The sequence below is a fragment of the Brevibacillus sp. TJ4 genome, assembly GCF_044627595.2.
Lineage (GTDB): Bacteria > Bacillota > Bacilli > Brevibacillales > Brevibacillaceae > Brevibacillus.
The window spans coordinates 460,095-486,162 of the sequence record NZ_CP185865.1 but is presented as its reverse complement, the minus strand read 5'-3'; the positions used below and the strand labels follow the sequence as shown (position 1 = coordinate 486,162).

Here is a 26,068-nt window from a genome sequence, read left to right as displayed (position 1 = left end):
AGCTAGATCAAGTAGAATACACCATCATACAATCCCAAAGGCCAGTGCCCGGTTTCGAACACCTGCAACAACGGTTTGTATGGATTTGTTTCCCAGTCCCCAGTGTCCGCCAGCATTTCCCAAGCGCAAGCCAATCCAGCTAGATACATGACCGAGCCGACAGCGGTTTGCACAATCTCCTTGCCTTGGGAGCCAAACTCCCGGAACGCCCCGTCAAAGGACTGGTGAAAAAGATACTCGGGGATATGCTCCGCGATTGCCGTCACATTTGGCATTCTGCCGCTATCCTCTGCTTTCTCCCTGATCCTGTCAGGAAGGTCATGGATTTGTTGCCAAAGCGGGCTGGTTTCCAATCTCATCCCTTCCAAAAACGAAGGGAGTTGGGCTTTGTCGAGCCACTGGATTCGATACTCGTCAATACCGAAACGATGGCTGATTTCCCGCAAAGACTTTTCTGCTGCTGCCCGACCTGCGCTTTTCCCTGCCGTTGAAAACCAATCCGTGCTTGATACTCTCGCCATGAGATCGACCACGCTGTCAGCATTCGGACCGTACTCAACAGTAGCAGACAGATATGAGGGAGCTGTCATAACATCCCCTCCCGTACATTTTCCTGGCTTCCATCATCCTTTTTTCGAATACTGGCAAGTGCATTGCGAATTTCATTTGGAATCGATACGGCCTTGGGTTTTCCGTTCGAGAAGTCGGCCCAGGCCCGGGTTTCATACCCGCTTGCAACCACTTCACCCCTCCTGAGAAATTCATGCTCGATCGTAAATACTTTGTCTTTCAAGCTGATGATGGCTGAGCGGACGCATACCTCGTCTTCGTGCATGAGGGGTGACGTAAATTTGCACAGTGCCTCCAGGAGAGGCATTCCCGCTTTTTGCTCAGAAAAGAGATGGCTAAACGAAAAGCCGAGTTCGTGAAAAAAGTGATGGGAAGCCTCATCCATCCATTTGTAAAAATTGGGGTAGTAAACGATACCGGCAGCATCCGTTTCTCCCCATCGTACGCGAAATTGATACTGACTGGGGTTCATGGTTTCTTCCTCCATAGTCGTCGCTCTCTTTCTATAACATTCATTCTTCAATACTTGGTCGTTAATTGAGGAGGACCAGACTTGGGACCATAGGGGCCTTCGTCAAGCCAACGGCCCAAGCGCGGCAGGATGGACGACAAGGAAGCAGCAATCTCCCGCTTCATACTCATGGCCGGCGAGTTTCCTTGAATGTGCTCCAATGCAATCCCCGCACAATCCCTGTTGTACTGTGCCGCGATTTTTCTTTCTTCAGCGGCTTCCATCACGGCCTGTCTTGCCGCTTCGGGGTCAGAAACATCCAATGCTTTGCGTATCGCTCGTGCCGCTAAAATGGCATCGGGTACGCCTGAATTCATCCCGCGGGCGCCGAATGGAGCAAACAGGTGCGCTGCTTCCCCCGCGAGCAAGACGCGGCAGGAGACATCCGTAAAGGATTTTGCCACCACCTGGTGAAACTGGTACGTGGATACCCAACTGACCCGATCTGCGTATTTTTCGTCCATGACCTTGGGCAACCATTTCCGTACGCCTGACACACCGCCAAATTCTTCGGGATCGTCTCCCTCCAGGAGCTGCAAATCTACCCTCCATCCCCCTGCGAACGGCACGAACAATACGTTTCGTCCCCCCATTGCAGGATGCTTGTAATGGAACACGCGCTCCAATGGCAGCGGTGCTTCGATGTCTTCCAGGACGTCCACGACCAGGAAAAAGTCATTTGACCTTGGGCCTTCAAACTCGATCCCAACTGCTTTTCTCACGGTGGAACGCGCTCCATCTGCTCCGATCAGGTAATGACAAGACCACTTGGTTCCCCGTTCCGTGGTCACTGTAACTCCCTTATCATTCGCCTTTACATCGGTGACAGGAGAGTCCCAGACAAACTCTACGCCCGCACTCAGACAGGCTTCATACAAAAACCGCTCCGCCTCAACCTGAGGCAGGCTGGCAAACGGGGGCAAATCTTTCGGATTCGGTGCAGGATAGTGTTTGACATACACCTCCTTGCCTCCAAATAGCGTTCGTTTTACCGGCCAGACAATCCCGTTTTTTGCATACGTATAGCCAAGACCGGGACATATTTCTTCCAGGTGCGAAAGCGTTGCCTTGTGGAAATAAATGGCCCGGCTTCCCGGTCGCAGCCGTCCCTTCGGCTCCGCTTCGATGACCGTTGCAGGTATTCCCATGCTTCTTAGAGCAAGCGCAGCCGTCAATCCAATAGGGCCGGCACCCACTACAAGCACAGGTCGTGACTGCTCCGAGCGATGATCCATGCTCATGCTCAACTCCTCCTGTTACCTTCCCGAGAACACAGGTTTTCTTTTTTCAACGAATGCTTGCATGCCTTCCTTGCGATCATGGGTGGCAAAGGCATTTCCAAAGCAAGCGCTTTCAATCGTCAACGCCGTCTCCAGGTCTGCGCTTGCACCGGCATTTACAGCCGTTTTCATCATGCGAAGCGCGACAGCCGGCTTTTGCGCCAGCTTTTGCGCCCAATCCTTTGCAGCGGGCAACAACTCTTCTGCAGGCACCACTTTATTAATCAGGTGAATCTCCAGCGCTCTTTGGGCATCGATCATTTCCCCGAAATAAAGCAGTTCTTTTGCCACTGTTTGGCCAACCAGCCTTTGCAGACGTTGCGTTCCCCCGGCTCCGGGAATGATACCCAAAGACATCTCGGGAAAAGCAAACCTCGCCTTCTCCGTGCTTATCCGTAAATCGCAAGCCAATGTCAGTTCGCACCCTCCCCCGAGTGCAAGTCCGTTAATCGCCGCTATGACCGGTTTCGATAGATTCTCGATTTTGGAAAAGGTCCGTCGGGAGACATTGTTCATTTCCATCATGCCGATGTGATCAAGTTCCAGCATCTGATGAATGTCTGCTCCAGCTACGAATGCCTTTTCTCCTTGGCCGGTAAGGATAATCGCTCCCACTTCGCTGTTCGCTTCCAATTCCCCCATGGTCTCTGCCAGCTCCGTCAGCACTTGCGTGTTAAGCGGGTTCATAGGCGGGCGATTAATGGTAACGACCGCTACTTCGTTTTCGATTTCACACAAGATACATTCCCGTTTCAACATGCGACCCTCCCTGTTTTACTTGCTATAGTCGTAAAAGCCGGCTCCCGTTTTCTTGCCCAAGCGACCTGCCCGTACAAGCTGGCGAATCAAAAGCGGTGCGGCGAATCGGCTGTCTTTGAATTCCTCATAAAAGTAATCCATGACATGCAGGCCGACATCCACCCCGCCATAATCCTGCAGCGCGAATGGTCCCATCGGATAGTTCAGTCCGAGTGTGACAGCCTTGTCGATGTCTTCTGCGGAGGCTACTCCTTCCTCCAATAACCGGATCGCTTCAATGAACTGCGGTACCATAATCCTGTTTACGATAAATCCAGGCGTATCTTTCTTTACCACAACCGGCTCTTTGTTTAATCGCTTGGAAAATGCTTTGATTTCCTCCACCGTTTCATCGCTGGTTTTGTATCCTCGCACGACCTCCACCAGCTTCATGATTTGTGCCGGGTTAAAGAAGTGCATGCCCGCGACCCGTTCCGGACGCTTCGTGGCTTCGGCTATCGCCGTGATCGACATGGACGAGGTGTTCGTGGCCAGAATGACGTGATCGGGAACAATCTCGTCAAGTCTTGCAAACACGCTCTTCTTTACTTCCATGTTTTCAATGACGGCCTCAATGACGATATCTGCCCTTTTCATTTCTTCAAGCTGCGTGGTGACTTGAATCCGCCCCATGACCTCTGCCTTTTCGGCCTCCGTCATTTTCCCTTTCGAAACGCTTTTGACAAGGAACGAATCAATTCTTCCCAATGCCGACTGCAAAAACTTTTCTTCGAGATCCTGAAGGATTACGTGGAAGCCCGACATCGCTGCCAGATTGGCAATGCCGCTTCCCATTGATCCGGCACCGACAACTCCTACCGTGACCATTTCCATGCCTCTCGTCCTCCCCTTTTGTTTTGTTTGAATTGTTCGTCTATTCGAGATTATAGTGTGTCGCCGTTTCCAATAACTACCTACGCCATAAACGAATCCGAGAAGCTTTCTCGTACTTCGTGTAGGAAAAAGAGAACCCTGAAAGGATTCTCCATTGGCGACCTTCTTATGTCTGGCTCTTGATACCGGCACCTGTCTCTTCGGGCAATCGCTTTATCGAATCCCCATGCTGTTCCTTGACAAGAAGGATTGCGATCGCACCAATTACACCGGAAAAGGCGAGCACTACCAGATTCGTCTGCGGCGACAGGCTCATGGAAAGCAATATACCGACAAGCATCGGAGCGACAATCCCCCCGATCCTGCCAAAGGCCGTATACACACCGACTGCCGTAGAGCGAATCTCTGCCGGATAGTACTGGGAGACATAGGCATTAAGCAGATTCTGCAGGCCAATCGATGCAGCCCCAACAATGGCAATCAAGATGTAAGCGAGCCACAGATCGGTTTTGAGACCGATGGCACTGAGAGCCACAGCACCGCACACATACAGGGGAATCAGAACCGTTTTGAACCCTTTTTTGTCGGTTAGTCTTCCGAAAATGATCGTTCCCAAAATGGCCCCTGCGTTCAATACCATCACAAAGGTCAAGCTCGAACGAAGGTCATAGCCCGTCTCCATCATCAGCTTGGGCAGCCAGGTGTTTAACGAAGATATGAGGATAAAGCAACTGAAGCATGCAAACCAAAACATAATCGTGCTAAGGCGGCGTTTGCTTTCAAACAGCTTTCCGAGGGAGGGCTTGGCTTCCTTGGCATCCGAGCCCATAGCAAACGTGTCCTGTTCATCCGGTTGGTATTCCGGATTCGCTCTGCTAAGAATTTGTCCAACTTTCTGATGCTCTCCTTTTCGGAGCAGCTGACCGTAGCTTTCCGGCAATGCCTTGAGGATAAATGGCAGCAAGAGCAACGGAATTGCTCCAATCCAGAATATCGGTCTCCATCCGAATTCCGGCAAAATCAGTCTGCTAACCAGTCCCGCCAATATACCTCCAACCGAATATCCGCAAAATACGAAGGAGACGATCGCCGCTCTCGACGTTTTGGGGGCGTATTCGGTTGTAAGCGCGATAATGTTGGGCATCACGCCGCCAAGCCCCAAACCGGCGATGACGCGGCAGATCGCAAACAGCACCGGATCAACCATCAAGCCTGCCAAGGGAACGAAAATGCTAAACAAGACGACACATAGTACAATCACTTTTCTCCTGCCGATTTTATCTGCCAGATACCCGAACGCTAACGCTCCAATGGCTGTCCCCAGGGTGGCGTAGCTGCCGATGGCACCAGTGACGACGGACGACAGCGACCACTCCTCCATCAATACCGGAACGACCGAGCCGTAAATGACAATGTCGTACCCATCGAACATGATAATGATAAAACTCCAGACAATGATGGCAAGATGAAAGGCATTGAACCGAGAACGGTCAACGATTTGACTTGCATTCAATACTCTCATTGCAACTTCCCTCCCCAAAAGGTTATGATCGGTCTGTTCCAGAACCGCATAATGAAAGCGTTTACTTTTTCAGTTATTGTAATAGTCTGATTTTTTATTTTCTACCTACGCCATAACGGAAAATCACTCTCTTGTTTCATCTCTATGGCAGGAGGGCGGTTACACGAAGTTGGACAATTTTCGATTGAAACCAAATCGATATGGAACGAGGGGATGTCGTGGGGAAACGTGGGCATCGGTCGTTTACTGGTGAGTTCATCGAGAAACACATTCATACCATGACTTGAAAAACCGTCCTGTATAGCGAGGATACTTGATAACAAAAAAAGCCGCCCTCATCAGGTGGCTTCACTGATATGTATGATGGAGGCGGCATGCAACGCCCTATGATTAACAGGAGCGTTACAATCGATCAACTATTCAATCGCAGCTTGGTAAGATCCCTGGCTTCATAAATGGTTTTACAGGTAAATAAGGTGTCTAACATACACCACACCCGACCGGATGGATAAATGTTTCCTGTCTTTACTTCTTTACTCGGGGCAAAAGCCGGACCAAGATGATATAAGAAAGTCGGATTCCACTCTTCGTCAACGGCTTCGGGGAAAACCTTGCTCATGTTCGTGACAATCTCATAATTTTCGATATGATGAATCGACTGCAGCTTGCCGTCATATCGAAAGGCTATATAATTAGGAGGCTCTTTTACCCAACCGTTTCCACCAACCGGATGGAAGTATCTCGATCTTTTCTTGACAATGTCTTTCCAGGAGATGCTCCAACCTTCAGGGGAGCCATTGGAAATGGAAACTACATACACCAAATTTGAATCTTTCTTCTGCATCGTCATCAGCCCCCCTAAATAAGTGTTCAACTCCAATAACAACCGTTTTCCAGCATGCGTACTGTCACCATAAGCAATTCTGGAATACTGATATATGTCCTTCCAAGACAAGATGTCAACTTGAATGCCATTTACGGACTTTGGCACTCGATGTTCAGCGTAGTCTTTGCTGCATTCACTTAACACAATAAGCCGCTTGATCGGACAATGGCTTCTTACAAAAGAAGCTCTCGTCGCATACTTTTGAAGCTGGGTATCGGCAGGAAGATTCCAACCTCGTTTTGCTTCGATAATCAAATGAAACTCGTTTCGCAGCTCAATTTCAATATCGGTAAAGCCTTTGCCCCGATCATACTGCTGCATTCGAATCTCTACCTCATCGATGCTCCCAGACCATTGAATGACATGTGAGAGAAAAACGCCAAGGAAAGAAGGACATTGAGCCAGCCCCCAGGCAACACTGTAGCTAATGTCATTCTCATGTTCCCCGAGAAGTTGGAATACACTATTCATTTCCTTATTCCGCAAAAATAATTTCGTCATCCCGAATGCTCCTATTTCTTAGTATGTAGTAGAGCAAAATTCTCGCCAAAGGTTACCCAATAATTGAGCATGTAAGGGCAGGTGTCCATTGTGAGCGACTGATCTTCCTTAATAAATCGTTACTTTGTTTTTCAGGCCAGCTTGTACATTCTAGCATTGTACCATATTCAACACGGGGATCACTTTGGCTTCTTTAATTCGATCGCAATCTTCTGAATGAGCCCGAATAGAAACAAAAAAACTTTAAAGCAAAAGTTTGCCTAAAGTTTTTAGAAGAATTAGCTTGCCGATGCGGCAAATTTATAGTTTTCATTACAGCTACCCTCATCAGGCGGTATCTTTGATATGTATGGTGGAGGCAAGGGAATTACCAATCTCCTTCATCTTCTCGCTCCGTCGCTCCGCTCCCTCGCGGACGCCCCTCCCGCCCGTTCGGACTTGTGAGATCAAATCCTGCGCACGCCGGTACATAAAAAAAACACCCACGAGGGGTGCGTTTTTTTATGTAAGGTGGAGGCGGGGGGATTCGAACCCCCGTCCGAAAACAGCGATACATGAGCATCTCCGAGCGCAGTCACTCATTTAGAATTCGGCGATGGATTCGCGGAGTGACGCGCTGACCCAGCACCTAGCCTGATTGATCTTCTTCCTTTGGCCCCAGGCGGAGACCTCCGGCGTATCCCACTAAAGTTGAGCGCTAGTCACGCCACATGGGCGATGGAGTGGTAGCGCCTCACTGGTTATTAAGCAGCGAGAGAAAGTTGTTTGTTGCCAGTTAATGGCGTTTGCGTTGATGACGAGGTCCGCAACCCCCCGGCTCGCTTCTCATGCTCTACCATCCCCGTCGAATCCAGAACGCCCCCGGGATGTGAAAAAAAGTGGATAAAAAAATCCAGGCGAAGAGAGGCAACCAAACCTGTTCCACACCCAGATTGTGTCTTCACAGTGTTTACTACTCTTCTATGATACCACATGTGACACGCACGTCTCAACGTGGATTGCTGCCAAGCCTGCCAAGGCAAGCCAACAGCCATGACACACACGCGAAAACGAATCCTCATGCCCCGTCGCGACGGCTTTACACCTTCTGCCGATCCCGCAGCGCACGTTCCACTTCACGCGCAGCGTCCTTTTTCTTGAGATCCTCGCGTTTGTCGTAATTTTTCTTCCCTTTGACCAGCGCCAGCTCCACCTTGGCCCAGCCGCCCTTCAGGTAAATGCTGAGCGGGACCAGCGAGAACCCCTTTTCCCGCACGAGGCCGTTCAGCTTGAGGATTTCCAGACGGTTCATCAGCAGCTTGCGGGTGCGCTCCGGTTCGTGGTTGAACCGGTTGCCCTGCTCGTACGGGCTGATGTGCACGTTGTACAGCAGCAGCTCGCCGTCCTGTACGCGAGCGAAACTGTCCTTGAGCTGGACGCGGGCAGCGCGGACCGATTTGATCTCCGTACCGGTCAAAGCGATGCCCGCTTCGAATACTTGCTCGATGTGGTAATCATGGCGCGCTTTCCGGTTTTGGGCAACAGTCTTGACACCAGTTTTTGTCTTGGACAATGGAGATCACCTCGCTTGGGCACTGATTTTGCCGTGTCGTATCAGTTAGTCTAGCAAATTTCACGCGCCGTTGCAAGGAATTTACCCGGCAACGGCGCAAAAATGGCTTGATGTACAGCCCTAAACAACTGTTTAACGGCGTTTTCGCTTTGCTTGTCCAATCACATTCTTGCGGCTCTTTTTCTTGGAGCGGACCAAATCCTCCCAAAACGCCTTCTGGCGCGGCACCGCGTTGTCTTCTGCCAGCTCGTTCATCACGGGAGGAAGTCCTTCCGTTGGCGCTGGCCCATCTGCGCGGCGTGTGGGCTTGCCTCTCTTGCCTTCACTCGCACGCTGCTCCTTGTACTTGCGTCGCAGTTCTGCCGGATGCGGCTTATCCTTCTTGCGGCCCGGCCGATCTGCACCTGGACGTCCGGCACGTTCTGGCTTGCCGCGCCCTCCGGCTTTCCGCTCCCTGCCGCGGGCATCGATGACTTTCGGGCTTCGCTCGCGGCTGCCGCGAAAACCGGCTTTGGCCATGCCAACGATTTCGAAGTCGATGGCGCGCTCATCCACATTGACATTGGACACCCGTACCTGCACGACATCCCCGATGCGGAACTGCTTTCCGGTGCGTTCCCCGACGAGCGCGTACATTTTTTCATGGTAGTGGTAGTAGTCGTCTGTCAGGTAGCTGACATGGACCAGACCCTCGATCGTATTGGGCAGCTCGACGAAAATCCCGAACGCCGTGACGCCGGAAATGACGCCCTCGAACTCCTCGCCGATCCGCTCCAGCATGAACTCGGCCTTTTTCAGATCGTCTGTCTCCCGCTCCGCATCCACCGCCAGACGCTCGCGCTGGGACGCATGCTCGGCGATGAGCGGCATTTGCTCCTGCCAGTACGCCATCCGTTTTTCATCCAGATGCTCCCCGTACTGCAGCCACTCGCGAATACGGCGATGGACGATGAGGTCCGGGTAGCGCCGGATCGGCGAGGTAAAATGCGTGTAAAAATCGGTGGACAACCCGTAGTGGCCGAGACTTTCCGCATCGTAACGCGCTTGCTTCATCGAGCGCAGCATGACGGTGCTGATGATGATCTCCTCGGGTGTGCCCTTCACTTCTTCCAGAAGCTGCTGAAGCGCACGCGGGTGAACCGAATTGCCTTTGCCGCGGATCGAATAGCCAAAGTTGGTGACGAACTCCATGAAGTTTTGCAGCTTTTCCTGGTTTGGATCTTCGTGAATCCGGTACATGAACGGCTGTTTCAGCCAGTGAAAATGCTCCGCAACCGTCTCGTTGGCGGCGAGCATGAACTCTTCGATGATCTGCTCGGCGATGGAGCGCGTGCGAAACCCGATGTTCGTCGGGGTGCCTGCCTCGTCCACGTAGATCTTCGCTTCGCGGAAATCGAAGTCGATCGCGCCGCGTCTCATCCGCTTGCTGCGCAGCTTGCGCGCCAATTGCTCCATCTCCTGAAACATCGGGACCAACTCGCTGTACTTCTCGATCAGGGCCTCGTCCTTGTCCTCCAGGATGCTGCGCACATCGGCGTAGGTCATCCGCTCGTTGGTGCGGATCACGCTGAGAAAGATGTCGTAGCCGACGACGTTTGCCTCTTTGTCCATCTCCATGTCGCAGGAGATCGTCAGCCGGTCCACCTTGGGATTCAAGCTGCAGATCCCGTTGGACAGGCGATGGGGGATCATCGGGATGACGCGATCCACCAAATAGACGCTCGTTCCCCGGCGATACGCTTCCTGGTCGAGCGGCGAATTTTCCGGGACGTAGTAGCTGACATCGGCGATATGCACGCCCAGCCGTACGTTGCCGTTGGGCAGACGCTCCAGCGATACCGCGTCATCCAGATCCTTTGCGTCGGCGCCGTCGATCGTCACCATCATGCGCGTACGCAAATCACGCCGCCCCTGGATCTCCTCCTCGGAAATCTCGTCCGGCACTGCCTCTGCCTGTGCCAGCACTTCGTCGGGAAACGACTCCGGCAAGCCGAACTTGCGGATGATGGACAAAATGTCCACGCCAGGGTCATTTTTGTGGCCGAGAATCTCCACCACTTCGCCCTCTGGGTTGACGCGCCCTTCCGGATAGCGGACGATCTTGACCACGACCTTGTGCCCGTCGACAGCGCCGTTGTACGCCTCCTTGGGAATAAAAATATCTTTGCCCAGCCGTTTTTCATCGGGGATGACAAAAGCGTAGTGAGTCTCATCCTGAAACGTGCCCACCACTTCTGTAATCCCTCTTTCCACGACGCGAATAATTCTGCCTTCCAGACGGTTGCCGCCGCTCTCCTTCTCGACGCGGACCAGCACCGTGTCCCCGTGCAACGCCCCGTTCATATCGTTGGCATGCACATATATATCGTCCATTTCCTGCGCTTCCGCAATGACAAACCCGAATCCTTTTGGATGGCTCTGCAAACGGCCCCGCACCAGATTCATTTTCTCCGGCACGCCGTAGCGGTTGGCCCGCGTCCGTACGATCTCTCCGTTTGCTTCCAGACGATTCAGCGTCTTGACCAATTCCTTGAAGCCTTTCGGGTCTGCCAGTGCAAAAGCTTCCTCCAGCTCCTTGACGGTCATCGGGTGATACGCTTGCTCCCGCATGAACGCCAGGATATCCTGTTCCTTCATTCCCTAACCTCCTGATGGGCGTGGATTCTCCTCGCTCATTCTCTACTTTGATTTTCTTGTACTATGTAGTATTCACCGCACGCCCCCTGCGCAATCAGTGCAAGAGAAAAAGACAGCAAGTTCGCAACTCGCTGTCTTTTACCGTTCGTCTATTACGCTCCTGCTTTCAGGAAGTACCCCAACAAAATCGCAAATACCATAAATGCTACAGCAAATACAACCGTCAGTCTTCCCAACAATGCGTCAATCCCACGAGCTTTTTGCTTGCCCATCAATTGTTCCGCACCGCCACCAATCGCTCCAGACAGTCCGGCACTTTTCCCGGATTGCAACAATACCACGATAATCAAGCCAATACTTGCAATGATAAGTAAAATTTTCGCAGCCAATGCCATATTTATTCACCTCAAAACGTATTCCGCAGGCAGAGAACTAATGAGACCACTTTACCATATTTCCAAGGCGACAGCAACCCGGTATCATTTCCATATTATATAGGGATGATAGGTAGGGAGCATTGCGCAGGTCAATCTGAATAGAAAAATCAATCGTGTATAAAATGGAAAATGTGTACTTTCTTTGACCGTTTCCAAGTGTCCTTGCAACTGTCATCATTTTGCCGTAAAATTGCACTTGTACCTTTATACTTGCTTTGGGAGGTCTTTGTCAGATGGCTGGGTCCAACAAAAAAGACATGAATCAAAACGACGTAATTGATTCCGCGAAGGCCTTTTTCACTTCGTTCGGCATCTTGTTTTTAGTATTTCTCATTGCACTTGTAGGATCGATCTTTTTTCCGCCGACACATGGAGAAGAAGCCCAAGAAGGCGGCGGTGGAACCGCAACTATCGATGCTGCCGCTATTTTCGCACAAAACTGCGCGTCCTGTCATGGTCAAAACCTGGAAGGTATCGCTGCACCAGCTCTTAATACTGTAGGGGCTCATTACACTGCTGATGAAATTGCCGACATTATCAAAAACGGTAAAGGCAGCATGCCACCAGGACTGCTGAAAAAGCAACCGGAAATTCAAGCGGTTGCACAATGGCTGTCTGAGCACAAGTAAGTACATAGATAGCCTGTCGGACAAACACCGGAGATTCGTCCTCTTCGGTGTTTTCCCTATTTTGAGGAGGAGAACATGAGCGCCACGCTTCAACTGCAGACACTGGGCAAACAACTGGGTTCTCCATCCGGCTCCTGGCTGTTTCGCGACATCAGCGCATCCATACAAGAGCCGGCTATTGTCAGTATCTTGGGAAAATCAGGACAAGGAAAAAGCACGCTGCTGCGCATCCTCGGGCGCTTGACGGCACAGGATCAGGGAATGGTCCTGCTGGACGGCAAGGAGATGGAGCAATGGGCTCCGGAACATTGGCGCATGCGGATCAGCTATGTATCGCAGGCGCCGGTCATGCTGCCGGGCACGGTCGAGGACAACTTGCGTGCTGCCAGTACGCTCCACCAGCGCCCGTTCGACCGCCAGCAGGCGCGGCTGTGGATGGAACAGATCGGGCTGGAGCAGCTCGACTGGGGCAAACAGGCCGAGCAGCTATCCGGCGGGGAAAAGCAGCGCCTCTCGCTCGTACGTACCTTGCTGCTGCTTCCCGCAGTGCTCTTGCTCGATGAAGTCACCTCTTCTCTCGACGGCTACAGCAAGCTCGCCACTCAAAATCTGCTGGCCGATCTGCATGCGCACAGAGGGACGACGATCCTCTGGGTAACACACGACCTGGAGGAAGCGAGGACGACCAGCAGCCGCGTCTGGTTCATGGCTGAGGGACAGCTACTGGAAGACCAGGAGAGCCACACGTTTTTTTCCGCACCCGCTACCGAACAGGCACGGCTGTACCTGAAAAGCCAGACTGCTGCCGAACCAAGAGACGAGGGAGAGACTCCATGACCGATTCACCTGTAACGATGTGGTTCGCCGCTGGTTTTGTCCTCATCGCCCTGTTTTTGTCCCTGCGGCAAAAGCTGGGGATGGAAAAGGAGATTTTGATCGGGACGATCCGCTGTACCGTCCAACTGCTCGCCATTGGCTATGTGCTGCAATTCGTCTTTCATGCGGACAACCCGCTTTTCGTCGTCCTGATTCTGGTGATGATGATTTCCGTCGCTTCCTGGAACGCATCCCGGCGCGGCCGTGCCCTCAGCGGCATTTTTTGGCGAATCTTTGTCTGCCTGGCTGTCACCGAAACGGTCACGATGGGACTTCTCCTCGCCTTCGATCTGGTGTCGCCTACTCCGCAATACGTGATCCCGATGAGCGGGATGATACTGGGCAGTTCGATGATCGTCTGCGGCCTGTTTCTCAACCAGATGGACCGCGAAAAGGAAGCCTCACGCGGCGAGATCGAGACCCTGCTCTGCCTGGGAGCGACCACCCGACAGGCTGTACAGCACGTGCTGAAACGGTCCGTCAAAGCGAGCATGATCCCGACCTTTGACGCGATGAAAACAATCGGTCTGGTGCAGTTGCCCGGCATGATGACCGGCATGATTATCGCCGGGGCAAGTCCAATCGAAGCGGTCCGCTACCAGATTTTGATCATGCTCACGTTCTCGTCTGCCGCCTCGATTTCCGCCGTCCTGATCAGTGCCATGAGCTACCGGCTGTGGTTTACCCGGGACGGGATGCTGCGGTAAAAAACAGAACAACCTCCGCTTCCCTGCGGACGTAGACCTGAGCAGTGCATAGAAATATTCTTCTCCTCCCTGCGGCTACTTGCCAACGAAAAAAAGATGCCCTCCGACGAAACGAAGGGCATCTTTTGTCATGCAAACCATTATTCTCCGATAATGTACTTCTCCAGCTCATCCAGCACCATGTTGGCTGCGATCACACCGCCGGACGTGTTCCAGATCGTGTCATCCACTTTGAACGCCTTGTTGTTTTTCACCACGTTGAGGTTTTTCCAGAGCGAATCGTTGGTCCATTCCTGTTCCAGCTTGGAGCCTTCGCCATCGCCTGTCTCATAGGTGAAGTAGAAGAGAATGTCTCCCTCCATCTCCGGAATCCGCTCTTTCGTCACTTCAGCCGCAAACTCTTCTTTGTTTTGCGCCTCTGGACGCGGAATGCCCAGATCCTTCAGAATCGTACCGCTAAACGTATCATTGTAGTAAATGCGAACGCGTCCAGGCATGAAGCGAACGATTGATACTTCAGTGTTCAGCTTGTCGCCAGCCTTTACCTTGAACTCTTCGACACGCTTGTTCCAGTCGGCGAGTACCTTTTCGCCTTCTTCCTTCTTGTTGACCGCCTCGGCGAACAGCATGAAGTTGTCTTTCCAGTCACCGCGCGGCTCTTCCACAAATACAGTCGGAGCGATGGCGCTGAGCTGCTGGTAAATTTGTTCCTGACGCATTTTCATCCCCAGAATCAGATCCGGCTGCAGCGCCGCGATCGCTTCCAGGCTGGGCTGGGATTCGGAACCGACGACGGTTACACCCTCAAGCTCCGGTTTGACAAAATCGTAAAACGAAGTCGGATCAGTAAAGGAACCGACGGCGCCGACCGGCTTCACACCCAATGCGATCAGCGTTTCCACGCCTTGCGTAGTCAGCATGACGACACGCTGCGGCGTACCTGGGAGCGTGGTTTCCCCCATCGCATGTTTTACCGTGTACGGCTGCTGGTCAGAAGCCGTATTGCTTTGTGCCGGCGTTTCCGTATTGGACTGCGGGGGAGCCTGCGTCTCGCTCGACTGTCCTCCGCATCCGGTTACAAGCAGCATCAGGGACATTGCTGCTGCTACCAATCCCCTCTTTCCGATCAAACGATGTGTACGAAGACGCATCCTGGAAAACCCCTTTCAAACATTCACTCTGAGTGATAGTGAGAATTATCATCAATGCCATACATATCCTACAGCCTAGCCATTGGGAAGTCAACAACTTAATGATAATGACTCTCAAATTCATTGACACCTACCCGGCTTCCTTCTACAATGATCTTGTCACTGATTCGTTTCAGGGAAAATTTCATGTGTATATAAGGATGTCTGCCCCCATGCATTCATTACTGGACTCAAACTTTCGAAAGATTTCGGGAGCACTGATTCTTCTTCTTTTTCTCGTGTATCTCTGCTATGCAAGCCTGGTCTTCGGCGTGATCGATACAAACTGGCAGACCGCCATCGATGCATTCCGGCAGTACGACGGCTCCAATGAGCATATCGTCATCCGCGAAGTGCGTATCCCTCGCGTCCTCAATGCGCTGTGCGTCGGCTTTTCGCTCGGGTTGGCGGGGATGCTGCTGCAATCCCTGACCCGCAATCCGGTGGCAGACGTAGAGCTGTTTGGTCTCAATGCGGGTGCGGCCCTGTTCGTCGTATTCGCCGTTACCTTTACCGGGATCAGCTCGCTCACCCAGTTTACCTGGATCGCCTTTTTCGGTGCGGCGACGGCAGGGCTTGTCGTCTACGTACTCGGCTCCCTGGGTCGCGACGGCTTTACGCCAGTCAAGCTGATTTTGGCTGGTGCGGCGATCACCGCGCTCTCCGCATCGATTCGCCACGGCATGATGGTCCTCAATGAAAAAGCAGCGGATGAAGTCCTCTTCTGGCTCGCCGGGTCTGTCGGCGGAAGAAAGCTGGAGTATTTGACTGCCGTCCTGCCGTACATGCTCGTCGCATGGGTCATCGCCTTTTTGCTGGCACGCCCGCTGCAAACCTTGATGATGGGCGATGACGTCGCCAAGGGCGTCGGACAGCGCACCGTCTGGGTCAAGATCATCACCGGGATCGCACTCGTCCTGCTGGCTGGCTCCTCGGTAGCAGTCGCGGGACCGATCGGCTTCATCGGGCTGGTCACTCCGCATTTTGCCCGCTACCTGGTCGGACTGGACACGCGCTGGGTGCTCTTGTACAGCGGCCTTCTCGGCTCTGCCCTGCTGCTGATCGCCGACATCGCCGCCCGCTTTGTGGCCATGCCATCCGAAGTGCCGATCGGGGTGATGACCGCGCTGATCGGAATCCCGTTCTTCATCTACGTGGCGCGGAAAGGATGGGATGCAAAATGAAAGGATACGTATCGCTGCGCATCGGCAAACGGTCCATCTCCTGGCAAATTCAGAAAAAGACCGTTCTCTATACCTGCATCGGGCTTCTGCTCACCTGCATCGCGGCAATTGTCAGCCTGGGGATGGGGGAAATGAGCATCCATCCGCTCGATGTGGCGAAGGTGCTCCTCGGCATGGGTACGGACCAGCATGCGCTGATCGTTCAGCAGTTTCGCATGCCGCGCATTCTCACCGCGATCCTCGTCGGGGCGGCGCTCGCTTCTGCCGGGGCGATCATGCAGGGCATCCTGCGCAACCCGCTCGCCTCTCCCGACGTGCTCGGCGTCTCCGGAGGCGCGAGCGTAGCCGCTGTCTTCTATCTGCTGATGATTGACAGCGTCAGCACGAAATGGCTGCCCCCTTTCGCCTTTCTCGGCGCGATGGTGACGACGCTTCTGCTCTACATGCTTTCCTGGAAAAAAGGCGTCACACCGCTGCGTCTGGTGATGATCGGCGTAGGGATCAAGGTAGCTGCCGGAGCGCTTGTCACCTTGCTGATTACGTTCAGCCCGTTTTTGCTGCAAAACAAGGCGCTGCTGTGGCTGACCGGAAGCATCTACAGTGCCTCCTGGACCGACGTCTGGATGATCCTCCCCTGGGTCGTGACACTGATTTTGGTTGCCGCCATCTTGGCGCGGAGGGTAAACATTCAGCAATTGGGCGATGACATCGCCAGCGGGATGGGAAGTACGCTGCAGTGGGATCGCTTTTTGCTGCTCATTCTCTGCTCGGCTCTGATCGGCACTGCCGTTTCCGTTGCCGGAGACATCAGCTTCGTCGCCCTGCTGGCACCGCACATCGCCAAGCAGTTGATCGGCCCGTCCTTTGGCTCATCGCTGCCTTTGTCCGCACTGATCGGCTCCTTGATCGTACTGATCGCCGATCTGATTGCACGCGTTGCGTTTGCACCGATTGACGTCCCCGCAGGTGTCTTCACCTCGGCAGTCGGCGCTCCGTTCTTTATTTACCTGCTGTACAAAAACCGCCATCAGTAACCAAATAGGAGGGATCATTTATGCTGTCCCATACGCTGGAAACCCGTCAACTCACCTTGTCGTACGGAGAACGGAACATCATCGATTCCCTGGACTTGCAAATTCCAAAAGGTAAAGTAACTGTCTTTATCGGGAGCAACGGTAGCGGCAAATCGACGCTGCTGCGCTCCCTCGCCCGTTTGCTCAAGCCAAAGGGAGGAGCCGTCCTGCTCGAAGGTGAAGCGATCGCCAAGCGCTCCACCAAAGAAGTCGCCAAGCGGCTGGCGATTTTGCCGCAGGGACCGAGCGCGCCAGAAGGTTTGACCGTCCTGCAGCTTGTGAAGCAGGGCAGGTATCCGTACCAATCCTGGCTGCAGCAATGGTCCGAGGAAGACGAACAGATGGTCCAGCGGGCATTGGAAGCGACCCAGCTTACCGATATGGCCGACCGCACCGTCGACTCGCTTTCGGGTGGACAGCGGCAGCGCGCCTGGATCGCCATGACCCTGGCGCAGGGGACAGAGACGATCCTGCTCGACGAGCCGACCACCTATTTGGACATGTCGCATCAGATTGAAATTCTCGATCTGCTCGATGAGCTGAACCAGCAGGAAGAGCGCACGATCATCATGGTTCTGCACGATCTCAACCTGGCTTGCCGCTACGCTCATCACATCGTCGCTGTTCACAACCAGACCGTCGTCGCAGAAGGCCCGCCAGAGGCGATTATGACCGTCGACCTGGTCCGCACTGTCTTTCAAATGGACTGCGAAATCACCCATGATCCGCTCTACGGTACCCCGATGTGCATCCCGTACAGCAAAAACCGCATGATGGCCAAAACAGCAGCCAAACAAGAACGTGTCGTCATGTCCTGACAGCCGAAATTTGCCTGAAAACAGAAAAGGACCGTCCACGCAGCACTGCGCCGTTACGGTCCTTTTTTGTACTATGGCGTTGTGAGACTCACACCTTGCTCGTATCGAAAATCATCGTGAAAAAGACGATCATCAGATAGTTGATGGAGATAATAAAATTCACTTTGGCCCATTTGTCATCGTCTTTGGCACCAAACCCGAGTACGGTGTGTACGAGCCAGACGAGCGCCAGAACGACAGAAATGACGAGAAAATAAATGCCTACATACTCATACATATAAAACAGGATCGAAGCAGGTACGAGCAGCACAATGTAGGGAAGCATCTGCCACTTCGTCCGGGTAATCCCTTTTACTACGGGGAGAAGCGGAAAGCCCGCTGCCCTGTACTCCTCGACGCGACGAATCGCCAGCGACCAAAAATGGGCTGGCTGCCACAAAAACAGCAAAGCAAACAAAAGCCACGCCCCAATCGTCAGCTCGCCAGTTACGGCACAAAAGCCGATCAGCGGCGGCATCGCGCCGGATATTCCGCCGATGGACGTGCTCCACGTAGAATTTCGCTTTAGCCACATCGTATAAATGACAACATAGACAAAAATGCCGATCAGACCCAGCCATCCAGTCAATTCATTGACAAGCCCGAAGAGCACCGCAGAACCGGCAATGCCAAGGATGATTGCGTACAGCAGCACACTTTGCGGCTTGATTCGCCCCTGCGGCAGCGCACGGTCACGGGTGCGTTCCATCTTTGTATCGAAATCCCGGTCCAGGTAGTTGTTGAACACACAGGCAGAAGCCATCGTCAATGCAGAGCCGACCAGCATCCACACGAGTACCCATGCATCGATATTCCATTGCGAAGCGACCCAGTAACCACCAAAAGCCGCAATCAGGTTCAAGCGTATGATACGTGGCTTGGTGAGGGCCACAAGATCTTTTACCACAGTGCACCTCCTGAGGAACTTTACTTCTCTTCCATGATACTCTCTTTGCTTTCCTTATGAAGTGGCAAAAATATTACTTTTTTGATGTTTATGGAGTGAAATTTTTCTCTTTTCTCATCATTGAATCTAACAGTCAGAAAAACGAATGCCCCCTAATTCTCATTAGGGGGCAGAGCCTCAAGGGCGAAATCAACGAAGCCTCAAAGGGCGAAATAACGGTACTTCTTTTCAGAAATCATTATAACTCTTCAGGGAATGTTTGGTCAACAGCTAGTGGTTGAAAAACATGTCAGCCTTCCTTTTGCATAGCTGCCGCAACTTGTTCAAACTTTTCCTCGCCAATTACATTTTTTATTTCCTGCAATAAAGCATCTTTTTGTTGTAATCGCAATTTCAACACATCCATTTCCTGCTTCACTGCTTCATTCTGTGAATAGAGAAACTTAGCAAATGATTTGTATATCGCCTCCTCAATCTTCTTCATTAGTACAGTACCAGAAACAGATTTGCCCGTATCCCGTAAAATCCGGTTTTTATCGACAGTCCGAATCTGATGAATCATAAGCTCTGAGTCATGAGCAAATTGAGGATAGTCAACCTTTTTAACCTTAATTACTGCGTCCACAAAATCACCTTCAATGGCCTGTCCTCGATCAGAGCGTACGGGAACCACTACTACCGTTTTCGGAAAATTGCCAACTACGATTCCGAGATGAGGTAATGAAAGTTCCTTTCCTATGTTATGGCCAAAATCGATAAAAACCAATCTGCCCCGATTGATTTTCCTCCCACGGAGGGTCGTTCGATTCTCTTCTTGCTTTGGACCATAAACACCATAGTCGTTCCAACGGTCGTTAGAAAGTACAAATTCTATTACATTCCCAATCTCTCGGCTTCTCAACAGTGCCTGTGTATCTTGCAGTGTATGCGATAGTGCTACCTCAACCTCCGGCACCTTGTTAGCAATGATACTTTCTCTTTCTGCGCTCGTTTTACTATTATAAATTACCCGTAATAACCCTGTGTTGATCGACAAAAAAATCCCCCCTTTTTGAAAATAATACCATGAGGACTGTACCAAAAAGGACTGTTTCCCCGCGGTTGAGCTGGAAACAGTCCTTTTTGATTGTACATCGATGCTTATTTCTTCAAGTTGTAAAAGGCAGCTTTCCCTGCAAAACGCCCTGTATCGCCCAGTTCGTCCTCAATGCGCAGCAACTGGTTGTACTTGGCTACGCGGTCAGTACGGGATGGAGCGCCTGTCTTGATTTGACCTGCGTTGGTCGCGACGGCAATATCGGAAATCGTGGAGTCTTCCGTCTCGCCGGAGCGGTGGGAAATGACAGCGGTATAGCCCGCGCGTTTCGCCATCTCGATCGCTTCGAACGTCTCTGTCAGCGTACCGATTTGGTTCACTTTGACGAGAATGGAGTTGCCGGTGTCGCTGTCGATACCGCGCGACAGACGCTCGGTGTTGGTCACGAACAAGTCGTCGCCCACGAGCTGCACTTTGCCGCCGAGCTTTTCCGTCAGAGCCTTCCAGCCGTCCCAGTCGTCCTCGGACAAGCCGTCTTCGATGGAGATGATCGGATATTTGCTGACCAGTTCTTCGTAGAAGGAGATCATTTCTTCCGTCGTTTTCACGACGCCTTCGCCTTCGAAGTGGTACTTGCCGTCCTTGTACATTTCTGTAGCGGCGACGTCGAGCGCGAGGAAGACGTCTTTGCCTGGCTCGTAGCCAGCCGCCTTGATCGCGTCGAGGATCGTCGTGATCGCCTCTTCATTGGATTTCAGGTTCGGCGCAAAGCCGCCTTCATCCCCTACTGCCGTGCTCAAGCCTTTGTCATGCAGCACTTTTTTCAGCGAGTGGAAAATCTCCGCACCGGTGCGCAGCGCTTCCTTGAAAGACTCTGCTCCTACCGGCATGACCATGAATTCCTGGATGTCGACCGTATTGTCAGCATGCTTTCCGCCGTTTAAGATGTTCATCATCGGAACAGGGAGCGTTCTCGCATTGAATCCGCCGAGGTAGTTGTACAACGGCAGTCCGAGCGAGTCAGCAGCAGCACGGGCGACAGCCATGGAGACGCCGAGGATTGCGTTGGCGCCCAGCTTGCCTTTGTTTTGCGTGCCGTCGAGGTCGAGCATGACCATGTCGACGCCCACCTGATCGAGCGCATCCATGCCAACCAGCGCCGGAGCGATGATTTCATTTACGTTTTCGACTGCTTTCAGTACGCCTTTGCCCAGGTAGCGGGACTTGTCGCCATCGCGCAGTTCTACTGCCTCATATGCGCCTGTGGAGGCACCGGACGGCACAGCGGCACGGCCCATGCTGCCATCCTCCAGGTACACTTCCACTTCGACAGTCGGGTTGCCGCGCGAATCCATAATCTCACGTGCGTATACATCTGTAATCATAGCCATCTCTCATCCATCTCCTTTTCTCGTACTATTTTCAACAATTGCCATATCCACATACAGTTTGTGCTACGGAACGCTATTTTGCAAGCAAGGATTTTCCTGTCATTTCTTTAGGCTGCCCGACGCCCAGCAAATCGAGCAATGTCGGCGAAAGGTCGGCGAGAATACCGCCTTCCCGCAGTGTCGCACCTTCTTTGGTGACGATCACGGGAACCGGATACGTGCTGTGCGAGGTGATCGGCCGTCCCGCTTCATCCAGCATCAGGTCTGCGTTGCCATGGTCTGCAGTGATGACGGCCACCCCGCCCTTGGCGAGAATCGCGTCGACCACTCTGCCCAGACACGCGTCGACGGTCTCGACCGCCTTGATCGTCGGCTCCATCAAGCCGGAATGTCCGACCATATCGCAGTTGGCAAAGTTGAGAATGATCGCGTCGAAGTTCTCCGCCTCGATCTCCTTGACTACGGCGTCCGTCACCTGTTCAGCGCTCATCTCCGGCTGCAGGTCGTAGGTCGCCACTTTGGGAGAGGGGATCAGGATGCGCGTTTCACCGGGAAACTCCTGCTCGCGTCCGCCGCTGAAAAAGAACGTGACATGCGGATACTTTTCCGTCTCTGCGATACGCAACTGCTTCAGACCGTTTTGCGCCAGCACCTCTCCCAGCGTATTGTCCAGGTTGGAAGGCTTGTAGGCCACGTAGCCGTCGACGGTTTCGGAAAAGTGCGTCAGGCAGACAAAATGCAGGTTGCGCGGACGGTTTTCTCCCCGATCGAAGCCGCGGAAATCGTCGTTGGTGAATGCCTGTGACGTCTGAATGGCGCGGTCCGGTCGGAAGTTGAAAAAGATGATTGCGTCCTTGTCCTTGATCGTACCGAGCGGCTTGCCTTGCTCGTCGACGATCACCGTCGGCATGACGAATTCGTCCATGATCGACTTCTCGTACGACTCTTTTACCGCTTGCAGCGGATCGGTGTAGGCAGGTCCGTCGCCGTACGCCATCGCGCGGTACGCCTTTTCCACACGCTCCCAGCGCTTGTCTCGGTCCATCGCGTAGTAGCGGCCTTGAACAGTGGCGATAGTGCCGACGCCGATTTCCGCGATCCGCGCTTGCAACTGTTCGATGTAGACGACCGCACTGTCCGGCGAGACATCCCGCCCGTCGAGGAAGGCGTGGATGAATACCCGGTCAAAGTTTTGCTTTTTCGCCAGCTCCAGAATCGCGTACAGATGCTCGATGTGGCTGTGTACGCCACCGTCGGACAAAAGCCCGAACAGATGAACATTGGTCCCGTTGTCGCGGGCGTGCTGGAAGGCTGCCAAAAGCGTCTCGTTTTCAAAGAAATCTCCCTCGGCGATCGACTTGGAGATCCGCGTCAAATCCTGATAGACGACACGGCCGGCACCGATGTTCAGGTGACCGACCTCGGAGTTGCCCATCTGCCCCTCCGGCAAACCGACGGCAAGCCCGCTCGCTTCCAGTGTGGCGTGCGGGAACCGGTTCCAGTACCGTTCAAAGTTGGGTTTCTTCGCCTGTGCCACGGCGTTGCCGTACGTCTCTTCACGCAGGGCAAAGCCGTCCAGGATCAACAGTGCAACCGGTTTTGGCCGATGTGCCATGTCTGTTCCTCCTCCCTATTTCTGCGCTGCTCCGGCGACAAGCTGCAAAAAGCTGTCCGCGACAAGGCTCGCGCCCCCGACCAATGCTCCGTCGATGTCCGGCTGCGCCATGTAGCTTTCGATATTTTCCGGCTTGACGCTGCCCCCGTACTGGATGCGAACCTGCTCGGCTGTCTGGTGCCCGAAGAACGCAGCGATAACCTGACGGATGATCGCGATCGTCTCATTTGCCTCTTCCGCACTGGAGGACTTGCCCGTACCAATCGCCCAGATCGGCTCGTAGGCGATGATCACATCGCGAACCTGCGACGCTTCCAGACCGGACAATGCTGCTTCCGTCTGTCTGCGCACGACCGCTTCGGTCTCGCCTGCCTCGCGCTGCTCCAGGCTTTCGCCGACGCAAATGATCGGCACCAGGCCGTGCTTGATTGCCGCATGTACTTTTTGATTGACCGATTCATCGGTCTCATTGAAATACTGGCGCCGCTCGGAGTGGCCGAGGATCACGTACTTCACCCCGATTTCTACCAGCATCGCCGGACTGATCTCTCCGGTGTACGCGCCCTGTTCGGCAAAATGCATGTTTTGCGCTCCCAGTGCGATCTGGCTGCCCTGCAGCTCTTCCGCCAGCGCGGACAAAGCGGTAAATGGCGCGCAAATCACCTTTTGCACCCCGTCTGCAGTCGCGCCCGCCCGAGCTTCCCGGGCAAACTGCCTCGCTTCCTGAATCGTCTTGAACATCTTCCAGTTCCCTGCAAGTATTGGCGTTCTCAATGCGCATCCTCCTCAGTCATTGTCAGCCAGAACCGCGACTCCCGGCAATTCCTTGCCCTCCATAAACTCCAGGGAAGCGCCGCCTCCGGTCGAGATATGCGTCATTTCTTCCGCGACTCCCGCCTTTTCGACTGCGGCTACCGAATCTCCCCCGCCGATGATCGTCGTGCCGGCGCATGCTTTCATCGCCATCGCCACGCCGATCGTCCCTTGGGCAAACGCGTCCATCTCAAACACACCCATCGGGCCATTCCAGACGACTGTCTTGGAATCGACAATTGCCCGCTGGAACAATTCCACGGTCTTCGGACCAATATCGAGCGCCATCCAGCCGTCGGCAATCGCTTCTACCGAAACGGTCTGTTTGGCTGCGTCCGCGGCAAAGCGGTCCGCCACGACGACGTCGACTGGCATCAGCAGGTTGACGCCCCGCTCTTTGGCCTGCTCCATCAGCGAGCGCGCCAGGTCAAGCTTGTCATCTTCGCACAACGAAGCGCCGATCTCATGGCCCTGCGCCTTCAAAAACGTATTCGCCATTCCCCCGCCGATGATCAGGTTGTCGACCTTGGTCAGCAGGTTTTCAATTACCGCGATCTTATCTTTGACCTTCGCGCCCCCGACAATCGCCGTAAATGGACGCTCCGGACGGGTAAGCGCTCCGCCCAAAAAGCGAATTTCCTTTTCCATCAGCAGGCCCGCTACGGCCGGTATGTACTGCGCGATACCAGCAGTGCTGGCGTGAGCGCGGTGTGCAGCGCCAAACGCGTCGTTGACAAACAGGTCGGCAAGCGAGGCGAACTGTTTGGCCAGCTCCGGATCGTTCTTTTCTTCTCCGGCATGGAAGCGGACGTTTTCCAGCAGCACGACGTCCCCGTTGTTCATTTGCGCGACGGCAGCCTGCACCTGCTCACCGACTGACTCGTCCAGCTTCTGCACATCCCGGTCCAGCAACCGGGACAGATGGGCCGCTACCGGCGTCAGGCGCATCTCTTCGACGACTTGCCCTTTTGGACGACCAAAGTGGCTGGCCAAAATGACCTTGGCTCCTGCATCGATCAGGTAGCGAATGGTCGGCACAGCAGCGCGAATACGCGTGTCGTCCGTAATGACCCCGTCCTGCATCGGCACGTTAAAATCAACACGGCAGAAAATGCGCTTTCCTGCCAACTCCACATCGCGGATCGATTTCTTGTCCATGAACGATTCTCTCCAATCAGCAGCGTATAGTTCGTAACATACATATGGGAAAAGGGAGATTCCCTCTCCCTTTTTCACAACCACATCTATTTTACGTGTTACAGCCCGCGCTGCGCAACATACTGGCACAGGTCTACGACGCGATTGGAGTAGCCCCACTCGTTGTCGTACCAGGAGACGACTTTGACCATGTTTCCTTCCAGCACCATTGTGGAGAGCGCGTCGATCGTGGAAGAAGCCGGATTTCCGTTGTAGTCGGAGGAGACGAGCGGCTCTTCGGAGTAGCCGAGGATGCCTTTCAGTTTTCCGTTTGCCGCTTCTTTCAGCGCTTCGTTGATCTCTTCGACGGTGACATCGGTCTTCAGTTCCGCGACGAGATCGACGACGGATACATTCGGCGTCGGCACGCGCATCGCAAAGCCGTTCAGCTTGCCTTTCAGTTCAGGCAGTACGAGTGCTACTGCTTTTGCCGCTCCGGTCGAAGTCGGAATGATGTTTTCCGCAGCAGCGCGCGCACGGCGCAGGTCCTTGTGCGGAAGGTCGAGAATTTGCTGGTCGTTGGTGTAAGAGTGAACGGTTGTCATCAGACCGCGCACGATTCCGAACTTGTCGTTGAGCACCTTGGCAAACGGAGCCAGGCAGTTTGTCGTGCAGGACGCGTTGGAGATGACAGTGTGGCTTGCCGGGTCGTACTTGTCTTCGTTCACGCCCATTACCACGGTGATGTCTTCATTGGTCGCCGGAGCGGAGATGATGACTTTTTTCGCTCCGCCTTCCAGATGCTTCGCTGCATCTTCGCGCTTGGTGAAGCGTCCGGTCGATTCGACCACGATCTCGACTCCGTAGTCCGCCCATTTCAGTTGTGCCGGGTCGCGCTCAGCGAGTACCTTGATTTCCTTGCCGTTAACGATCAGCGCGTTTTCTCCAGCTTCCACAGCTACATCCAGCACGCCGTGAACCGTATCGTATTTGAGCAAATGAGCCAGAGTGTGCGCATCGGTCAAATCGTTTACCGCGACAATCTCTACCTGGGGATTTGCCATTGCTGCGCGAAATACATTGCGGCCAATTCGTCCAAACCCGTTAATTCCTACCTTCACCATA

At 53.5% G+C, this 26,068-nt stretch carries 24 protein-coding genes and 1 other RNA gene; 6 read left to right on the top strand and 19 right to left on the bottom strand.

The genetic code is table 11. The features are described from left to right. Positions 1-2: 2 nt before the first annotated feature. The 11 genes from ACAF76_RS02205 to secG all read right to left on the bottom strand — a co-directional run bounded on the left by ACAF76_RS02205 (position 3) and on the right by secG (position 11,486). Positions 3-590, bottom strand: coding sequence for a hypothetical protein (locus ACAF76_RS02205; RefSeq protein ID WP_400162415.1), 588 nt, complete (start codon positions 588-590; stop codon positions 3-5). Further along, positions 587-1,042 carry an acyl-CoA thioesterase gene (locus ACAF76_RS02200; protein WP_400162414.1) on the bottom strand — a complete coding sequence of 152 codons (456 nt, stop codon included), beginning with the start codon at positions 1,040-1,042 and terminating at the stop codon, positions 587-589. The genes ACAF76_RS02205 and ACAF76_RS02200 overlap by 4 nt, the downstream gene beginning before the upstream one ends. 47 nt (positions 1,043-1,089) lie before the next feature. Then, positions 1,090-2,316, bottom strand: coding sequence for an FAD-dependent monooxygenase (locus ACAF76_RS02195; protein WP_400162653.1), 1,227 nt, complete (start codon positions 2,314-2,316; stop codon positions 1,090-1,092). Between the two features lie 21 nt (positions 2,317-2,337). Beyond that, positions 2,338-3,120: an enoyl-CoA hydratase/isomerase family protein gene (locus ACAF76_RS02190; protein WP_400162413.1), complete on the bottom strand. Its 783-nt coding sequence runs from the start codon at positions 3,118-3,120 to the stop codon at positions 2,338-2,340. A gap of 15 nt (positions 3,121-3,135) precedes the next feature. After that, positions 3,136-3,993, bottom strand: coding sequence for a 3-hydroxyacyl-CoA dehydrogenase family protein (locus tag ACAF76_RS02185; RefSeq protein ID WP_400162412.1), 858 nt, complete (start codon positions 3,991-3,993; stop codon positions 3,136-3,138). 166 nt (positions 3,994-4,159) lie between these two features. Further along, positions 4,160-5,515, bottom strand: coding sequence for an MFS transporter (locus ACAF76_RS02180; RefSeq protein WP_400162411.1), 1,356 nt, complete (start codon positions 5,513-5,515; stop codon positions 4,160-4,162). 412 nt (positions 5,516-5,927) lie between these two features. Further along, positions 5,928-6,902: a hypothetical protein gene (locus ACAF76_RS02175; protein ID WP_400162410.1), complete on the bottom strand. Its 975-nt coding sequence runs from the start codon at positions 6,900-6,902 to the stop codon at positions 5,928-5,930. 508 nt (positions 6,903-7,410) lie between these two features. Further along, positions 7,411-7,765, bottom strand: a transfer-messenger RNA (tmRNA) gene (ssrA, locus tag ACAF76_RS02170). Positions 7,766-7,980: 215 nt separating this feature from the next. Next, positions 7,981-8,454: an SsrA-binding protein SmpB gene (gene smpB, locus ACAF76_RS02165; protein ID WP_400162409.1), complete on the bottom strand. Its 474-nt coding sequence runs from the start codon at positions 8,452-8,454 to the stop codon at positions 7,981-7,983. A gap of 132 nt (positions 8,455-8,586) precedes the next feature. After that, positions 8,587-11,091 (bottom strand): ribonuclease R, encoded by a 2,505-nt coding sequence (gene rnr / locus ACAF76_RS02160; RefSeq protein ID WP_400162408.1) that lies wholly within the window; start codon positions 11,089-11,091, stop codon positions 8,587-8,589. A gap of 152 nt (positions 11,092-11,243) precedes the next feature. Then, positions 11,244-11,486: a preprotein translocase subunit SecG gene (gene secG / locus ACAF76_RS02155; RefSeq protein ID WP_400162407.1), complete on the bottom strand. Its 243-nt coding sequence runs from the start codon at positions 11,484-11,486 to the stop codon at positions 11,244-11,246. Between the two features lie 275 nt (positions 11,487-11,761). Here secG and ACAF76_RS02150 point away from each other — a divergent pair, with 275 nt between their 5' ends. The 3 genes from ACAF76_RS02150 to ACAF76_RS02140 all read left to right on the top strand — a co-directional run bounded on the left by ACAF76_RS02150 (position 11,762) and on the right by ACAF76_RS02140 (position 13,740). Then, entirely contained in the window at positions 11,762-12,157 is a 396-nt protein-coding gene (locus tag ACAF76_RS02150) for a YqzM family protein (RefSeq protein WP_400162406.1), read from the top strand. 75 nt (positions 12,158-12,232) lie between these two features. Further along, on the top strand, positions 12,233-12,994 hold the full coding sequence (locus ACAF76_RS02145; RefSeq protein WP_400162405.1) for an ATP-binding cassette domain-containing protein: 762 nt from the start codon (positions 12,233-12,235) through the stop codon (positions 12,992-12,994). Next, a complete protein-coding gene (locus ACAF76_RS02140; protein ID WP_400162403.1) occupies positions 12,991-13,740 on the top strand; it encodes an ABC transporter permease in 750 nt (249 codons plus the stop codon). Before ACAF76_RS02145 ends, ACAF76_RS02140 begins: the two co-directional genes overlap by 4 nt. A 140-nt stretch (positions 13,741-13,880) precedes the next feature. Here the strand turns inward: ACAF76_RS02140 and ACAF76_RS02135 are convergent, their stop codons facing one another. Beyond that, positions 13,881-14,891 (bottom strand): ABC transporter substrate-binding protein, encoded by a 1,011-nt coding sequence (locus tag ACAF76_RS02135; RefSeq protein WP_400162402.1) that lies wholly within the window; start codon positions 14,889-14,891, stop codon positions 13,881-13,883. A 212-nt stretch (positions 14,892-15,103) separates the two neighbouring features. Here ACAF76_RS02135 and ACAF76_RS02130 point away from each other — a divergent pair, with 212 nt between their 5' ends. The 3 genes from ACAF76_RS02130 to ACAF76_RS02120 are packed head-to-tail and all read left to right on the top strand — an operon-like array spanning position 15,104 to position 18,005. Continuing rightward, positions 15,104-16,114 (top strand): FecCD family ABC transporter permease, encoded by a 1,011-nt coding sequence (locus ACAF76_RS02130; RefSeq protein ID WP_400162401.1) that lies wholly within the window; start codon positions 15,104-15,106, stop codon positions 16,112-16,114. Continuing rightward, complete coding sequence (locus tag ACAF76_RS02125) at positions 16,111-17,148, top strand: FecCD family ABC transporter permease (RefSeq protein WP_400162400.1); 1,038 nt, start codon at positions 16,111-16,113, stop codon at positions 17,146-17,148. The genes ACAF76_RS02130 and ACAF76_RS02125 overlap by 4 nt, the downstream gene beginning before the upstream one ends. A gap of 20 nt (positions 17,149-17,168) precedes the next feature. Beyond that, positions 17,169-18,005 (top strand): ABC transporter ATP-binding protein, encoded by an 837-nt coding sequence (locus ACAF76_RS02120; RefSeq protein ID WP_400162399.1) that lies wholly within the window; start codon positions 17,169-17,171, stop codon positions 18,003-18,005. A gap of 88 nt (positions 18,006-18,093) precedes the next feature. On the opposite strand, the gene cyoE is transcribed toward ACAF76_RS02120, so the two are convergent. From cyoE to gap, 7 genes are all read right to left on the bottom strand, one after another. Continuing rightward, entirely contained in the window at positions 18,094-18,951 is an 858-nt protein-coding gene (gene cyoE / locus ACAF76_RS02115; protein ID WP_400162398.1) for a heme o synthase, read from the bottom strand. 289 nt (positions 18,952-19,240) lie between these two features. Beyond that, the gene (locus ACAF76_RS02110; RefSeq protein ID WP_400162397.1) at positions 19,241-19,987 is read right to left on the bottom strand and encodes a type II toxin-antitoxin system PemK/MazF family toxin; all 747 of its coding nucleotides are present in this window, start codon (positions 19,985-19,987) and stop codon (positions 19,241-19,243) included. A 104-nt stretch (positions 19,988-20,091) separates the two neighbouring features. Further along, on the bottom strand, positions 20,092-21,378 hold the full coding sequence (gene eno / locus ACAF76_RS02105; RefSeq protein ID WP_400162396.1) for a phosphopyruvate hydratase: 1,287 nt from the start codon (positions 21,376-21,378) through the stop codon (positions 20,092-20,094). Between the two features lie 73 nt (positions 21,379-21,451). Next, entirely contained in the window at positions 21,452-22,993 is a 1,542-nt protein-coding gene (gene gpmI, locus ACAF76_RS02100; RefSeq protein WP_400162395.1) for a 2,3-bisphosphoglycerate-independent phosphoglycerate mutase, read from the bottom strand. 15 nt (positions 22,994-23,008) lie between these two features. Further along, the gene (gene tpiA / locus ACAF76_RS02095; protein ID WP_400162394.1) at positions 23,009-23,767 is read right to left on the bottom strand and encodes a triose-phosphate isomerase; all 759 of its coding nucleotides are present in this window, start codon (positions 23,765-23,767) and stop codon (positions 23,009-23,011) included. A gap of 12 nt (positions 23,768-23,779) precedes the next feature. Then, positions 23,780-24,964: a phosphoglycerate kinase gene (locus ACAF76_RS02090; protein WP_400162393.1), complete on the bottom strand. Its 1,185-nt coding sequence runs from the start codon at positions 24,962-24,964 to the stop codon at positions 23,780-23,782. Between the two features lie 98 nt (positions 24,965-25,062). Continuing rightward, the gene (gap, locus tag ACAF76_RS02085; protein ID WP_400162392.1) at positions 25,063-26,067 is read right to left on the bottom strand and encodes a type I glyceraldehyde-3-phosphate dehydrogenase; all 1,005 of its coding nucleotides are present in this window, start codon (positions 26,065-26,067) and stop codon (positions 25,063-25,065) included. Position 26,068 lies beyond the last annotated feature (1 nt).

Bases quoted from the DNA above. Each gene is read 5' to 3' on its own strand.
- ACAF76_RS02130 (WP_400162401.1), top strand. From the start codon at position 15,104: ATGCATTCATTACTGGACTCAAACTTTCGAAAGATTTCGGGAGCACTG.
- ACAF76_RS02180 (WP_400162411.1), bottom strand. From the start codon at position 5,515: ATGAGAGTATTGAATGCAAGTCAAATCGTTGACCGTTCTCGGTTCAAT.
- ACAF76_RS02090 (WP_400162393.1), bottom strand. From the start codon at position 24,964: ATGGACAAGAAATCGATCCGCGATGTGGAGTTGGCAGGAAAGCGCATT.
- gap (WP_400162392.1), bottom strand. From the start codon at position 26,067: ATGGTGAAGGTAGGAATTAACGGGTTTGGACGAATTGGCCGCAATGTA.
- eno (WP_400162396.1), bottom strand. From the start codon at position 21,378: ATGGCTATGATTACAGATGTATACGCACGTGAGATTATGGATTCGCGC.
- ACAF76_RS02125 (WP_400162400.1), top strand. From the start codon at position 16,111: ATGAAAGGATACGTATCGCTGCGCATCGGCAAACGGTCCATCTCCTGG.
- ACAF76_RS02175 (WP_400162410.1), bottom strand. From the start codon at position 6,902: ATGACGAAATTATTTTTGCGGAATAAGGAAATGAATAGTGTATTCCAA.
- ACAF76_RS02140 (WP_400162403.1), top strand. From the start codon at position 12,991: ATGACCGATTCACCTGTAACGATGTGGTTCGCCGCTGGTTTTGTCCTC.
- ACAF76_RS02200 (WP_400162414.1), bottom strand. From the start codon at position 1,042: ATGAACCCCAGTCAGTATCAATTTCGCGTACGATGGGGAGAAACGGAT.
- ACAF76_RS02150 (WP_400162406.1), top strand. From the start codon at position 11,762: ATGGCTGGGTCCAACAAAAAAGACATGAATCAAAACGACGTAATTGAT.
- ACAF76_RS02145 (WP_400162405.1), top strand. From the start codon at position 12,233: ATGAGCGCCACGCTTCAACTGCAGACACTGGGCAAACAACTGGGTTCT.
- ACAF76_RS02205 (WP_400162415.1), bottom strand. From the start codon at position 590: ATGACAGCTCCCTCATATCTGTCTGCTACTGTTGAGTACGGTCCGAAT.
- ACAF76_RS02135 (WP_400162402.1), bottom strand. From the start codon at position 14,891: ATGCGTCTTCGTACACATCGTTTGATCGGAAAGAGGGGATTGGTAGCA.
- rnr (WP_400162408.1), bottom strand. From the start codon at position 11,091: ATGAAGGAACAGGATATCCTGGCGTTCATGCGGGAGCAAGCGTATCAC.
- ACAF76_RS02185 (WP_400162412.1), bottom strand. From the start codon at position 3,993: ATGGAAATGGTCACGGTAGGAGTTGTCGGTGCCGGATCAATGGGAAGC.
- secG (WP_400162407.1), bottom strand. From the start codon at position 11,486: ATGGCATTGGCTGCGAAAATTTTACTTATCATTGCAAGTATTGGCTTG.
- gpmI (WP_400162395.1), bottom strand. From the start codon at position 22,993: ATGGCACATCGGCCAAAACCGGTTGCACTGTTGATCCTGGACGGCTTT.
- ACAF76_RS02195 (WP_400162653.1), bottom strand. From the start codon at position 2,316: ATGGATCATCGCTCGGAGCAGTCACGACCTGTGCTTGTAGTGGGTGCC.
- ACAF76_RS02190 (WP_400162413.1), bottom strand. From the start codon at position 3,120: ATGTTGAAACGGGAATGTATCTTGTGTGAAATCGAAAACGAAGTAGCG.
- ACAF76_RS02120 (WP_400162399.1), top strand. From the start codon at position 17,169: ATGCTGTCCCATACGCTGGAAACCCGTCAACTCACCTTGTCGTACGGA.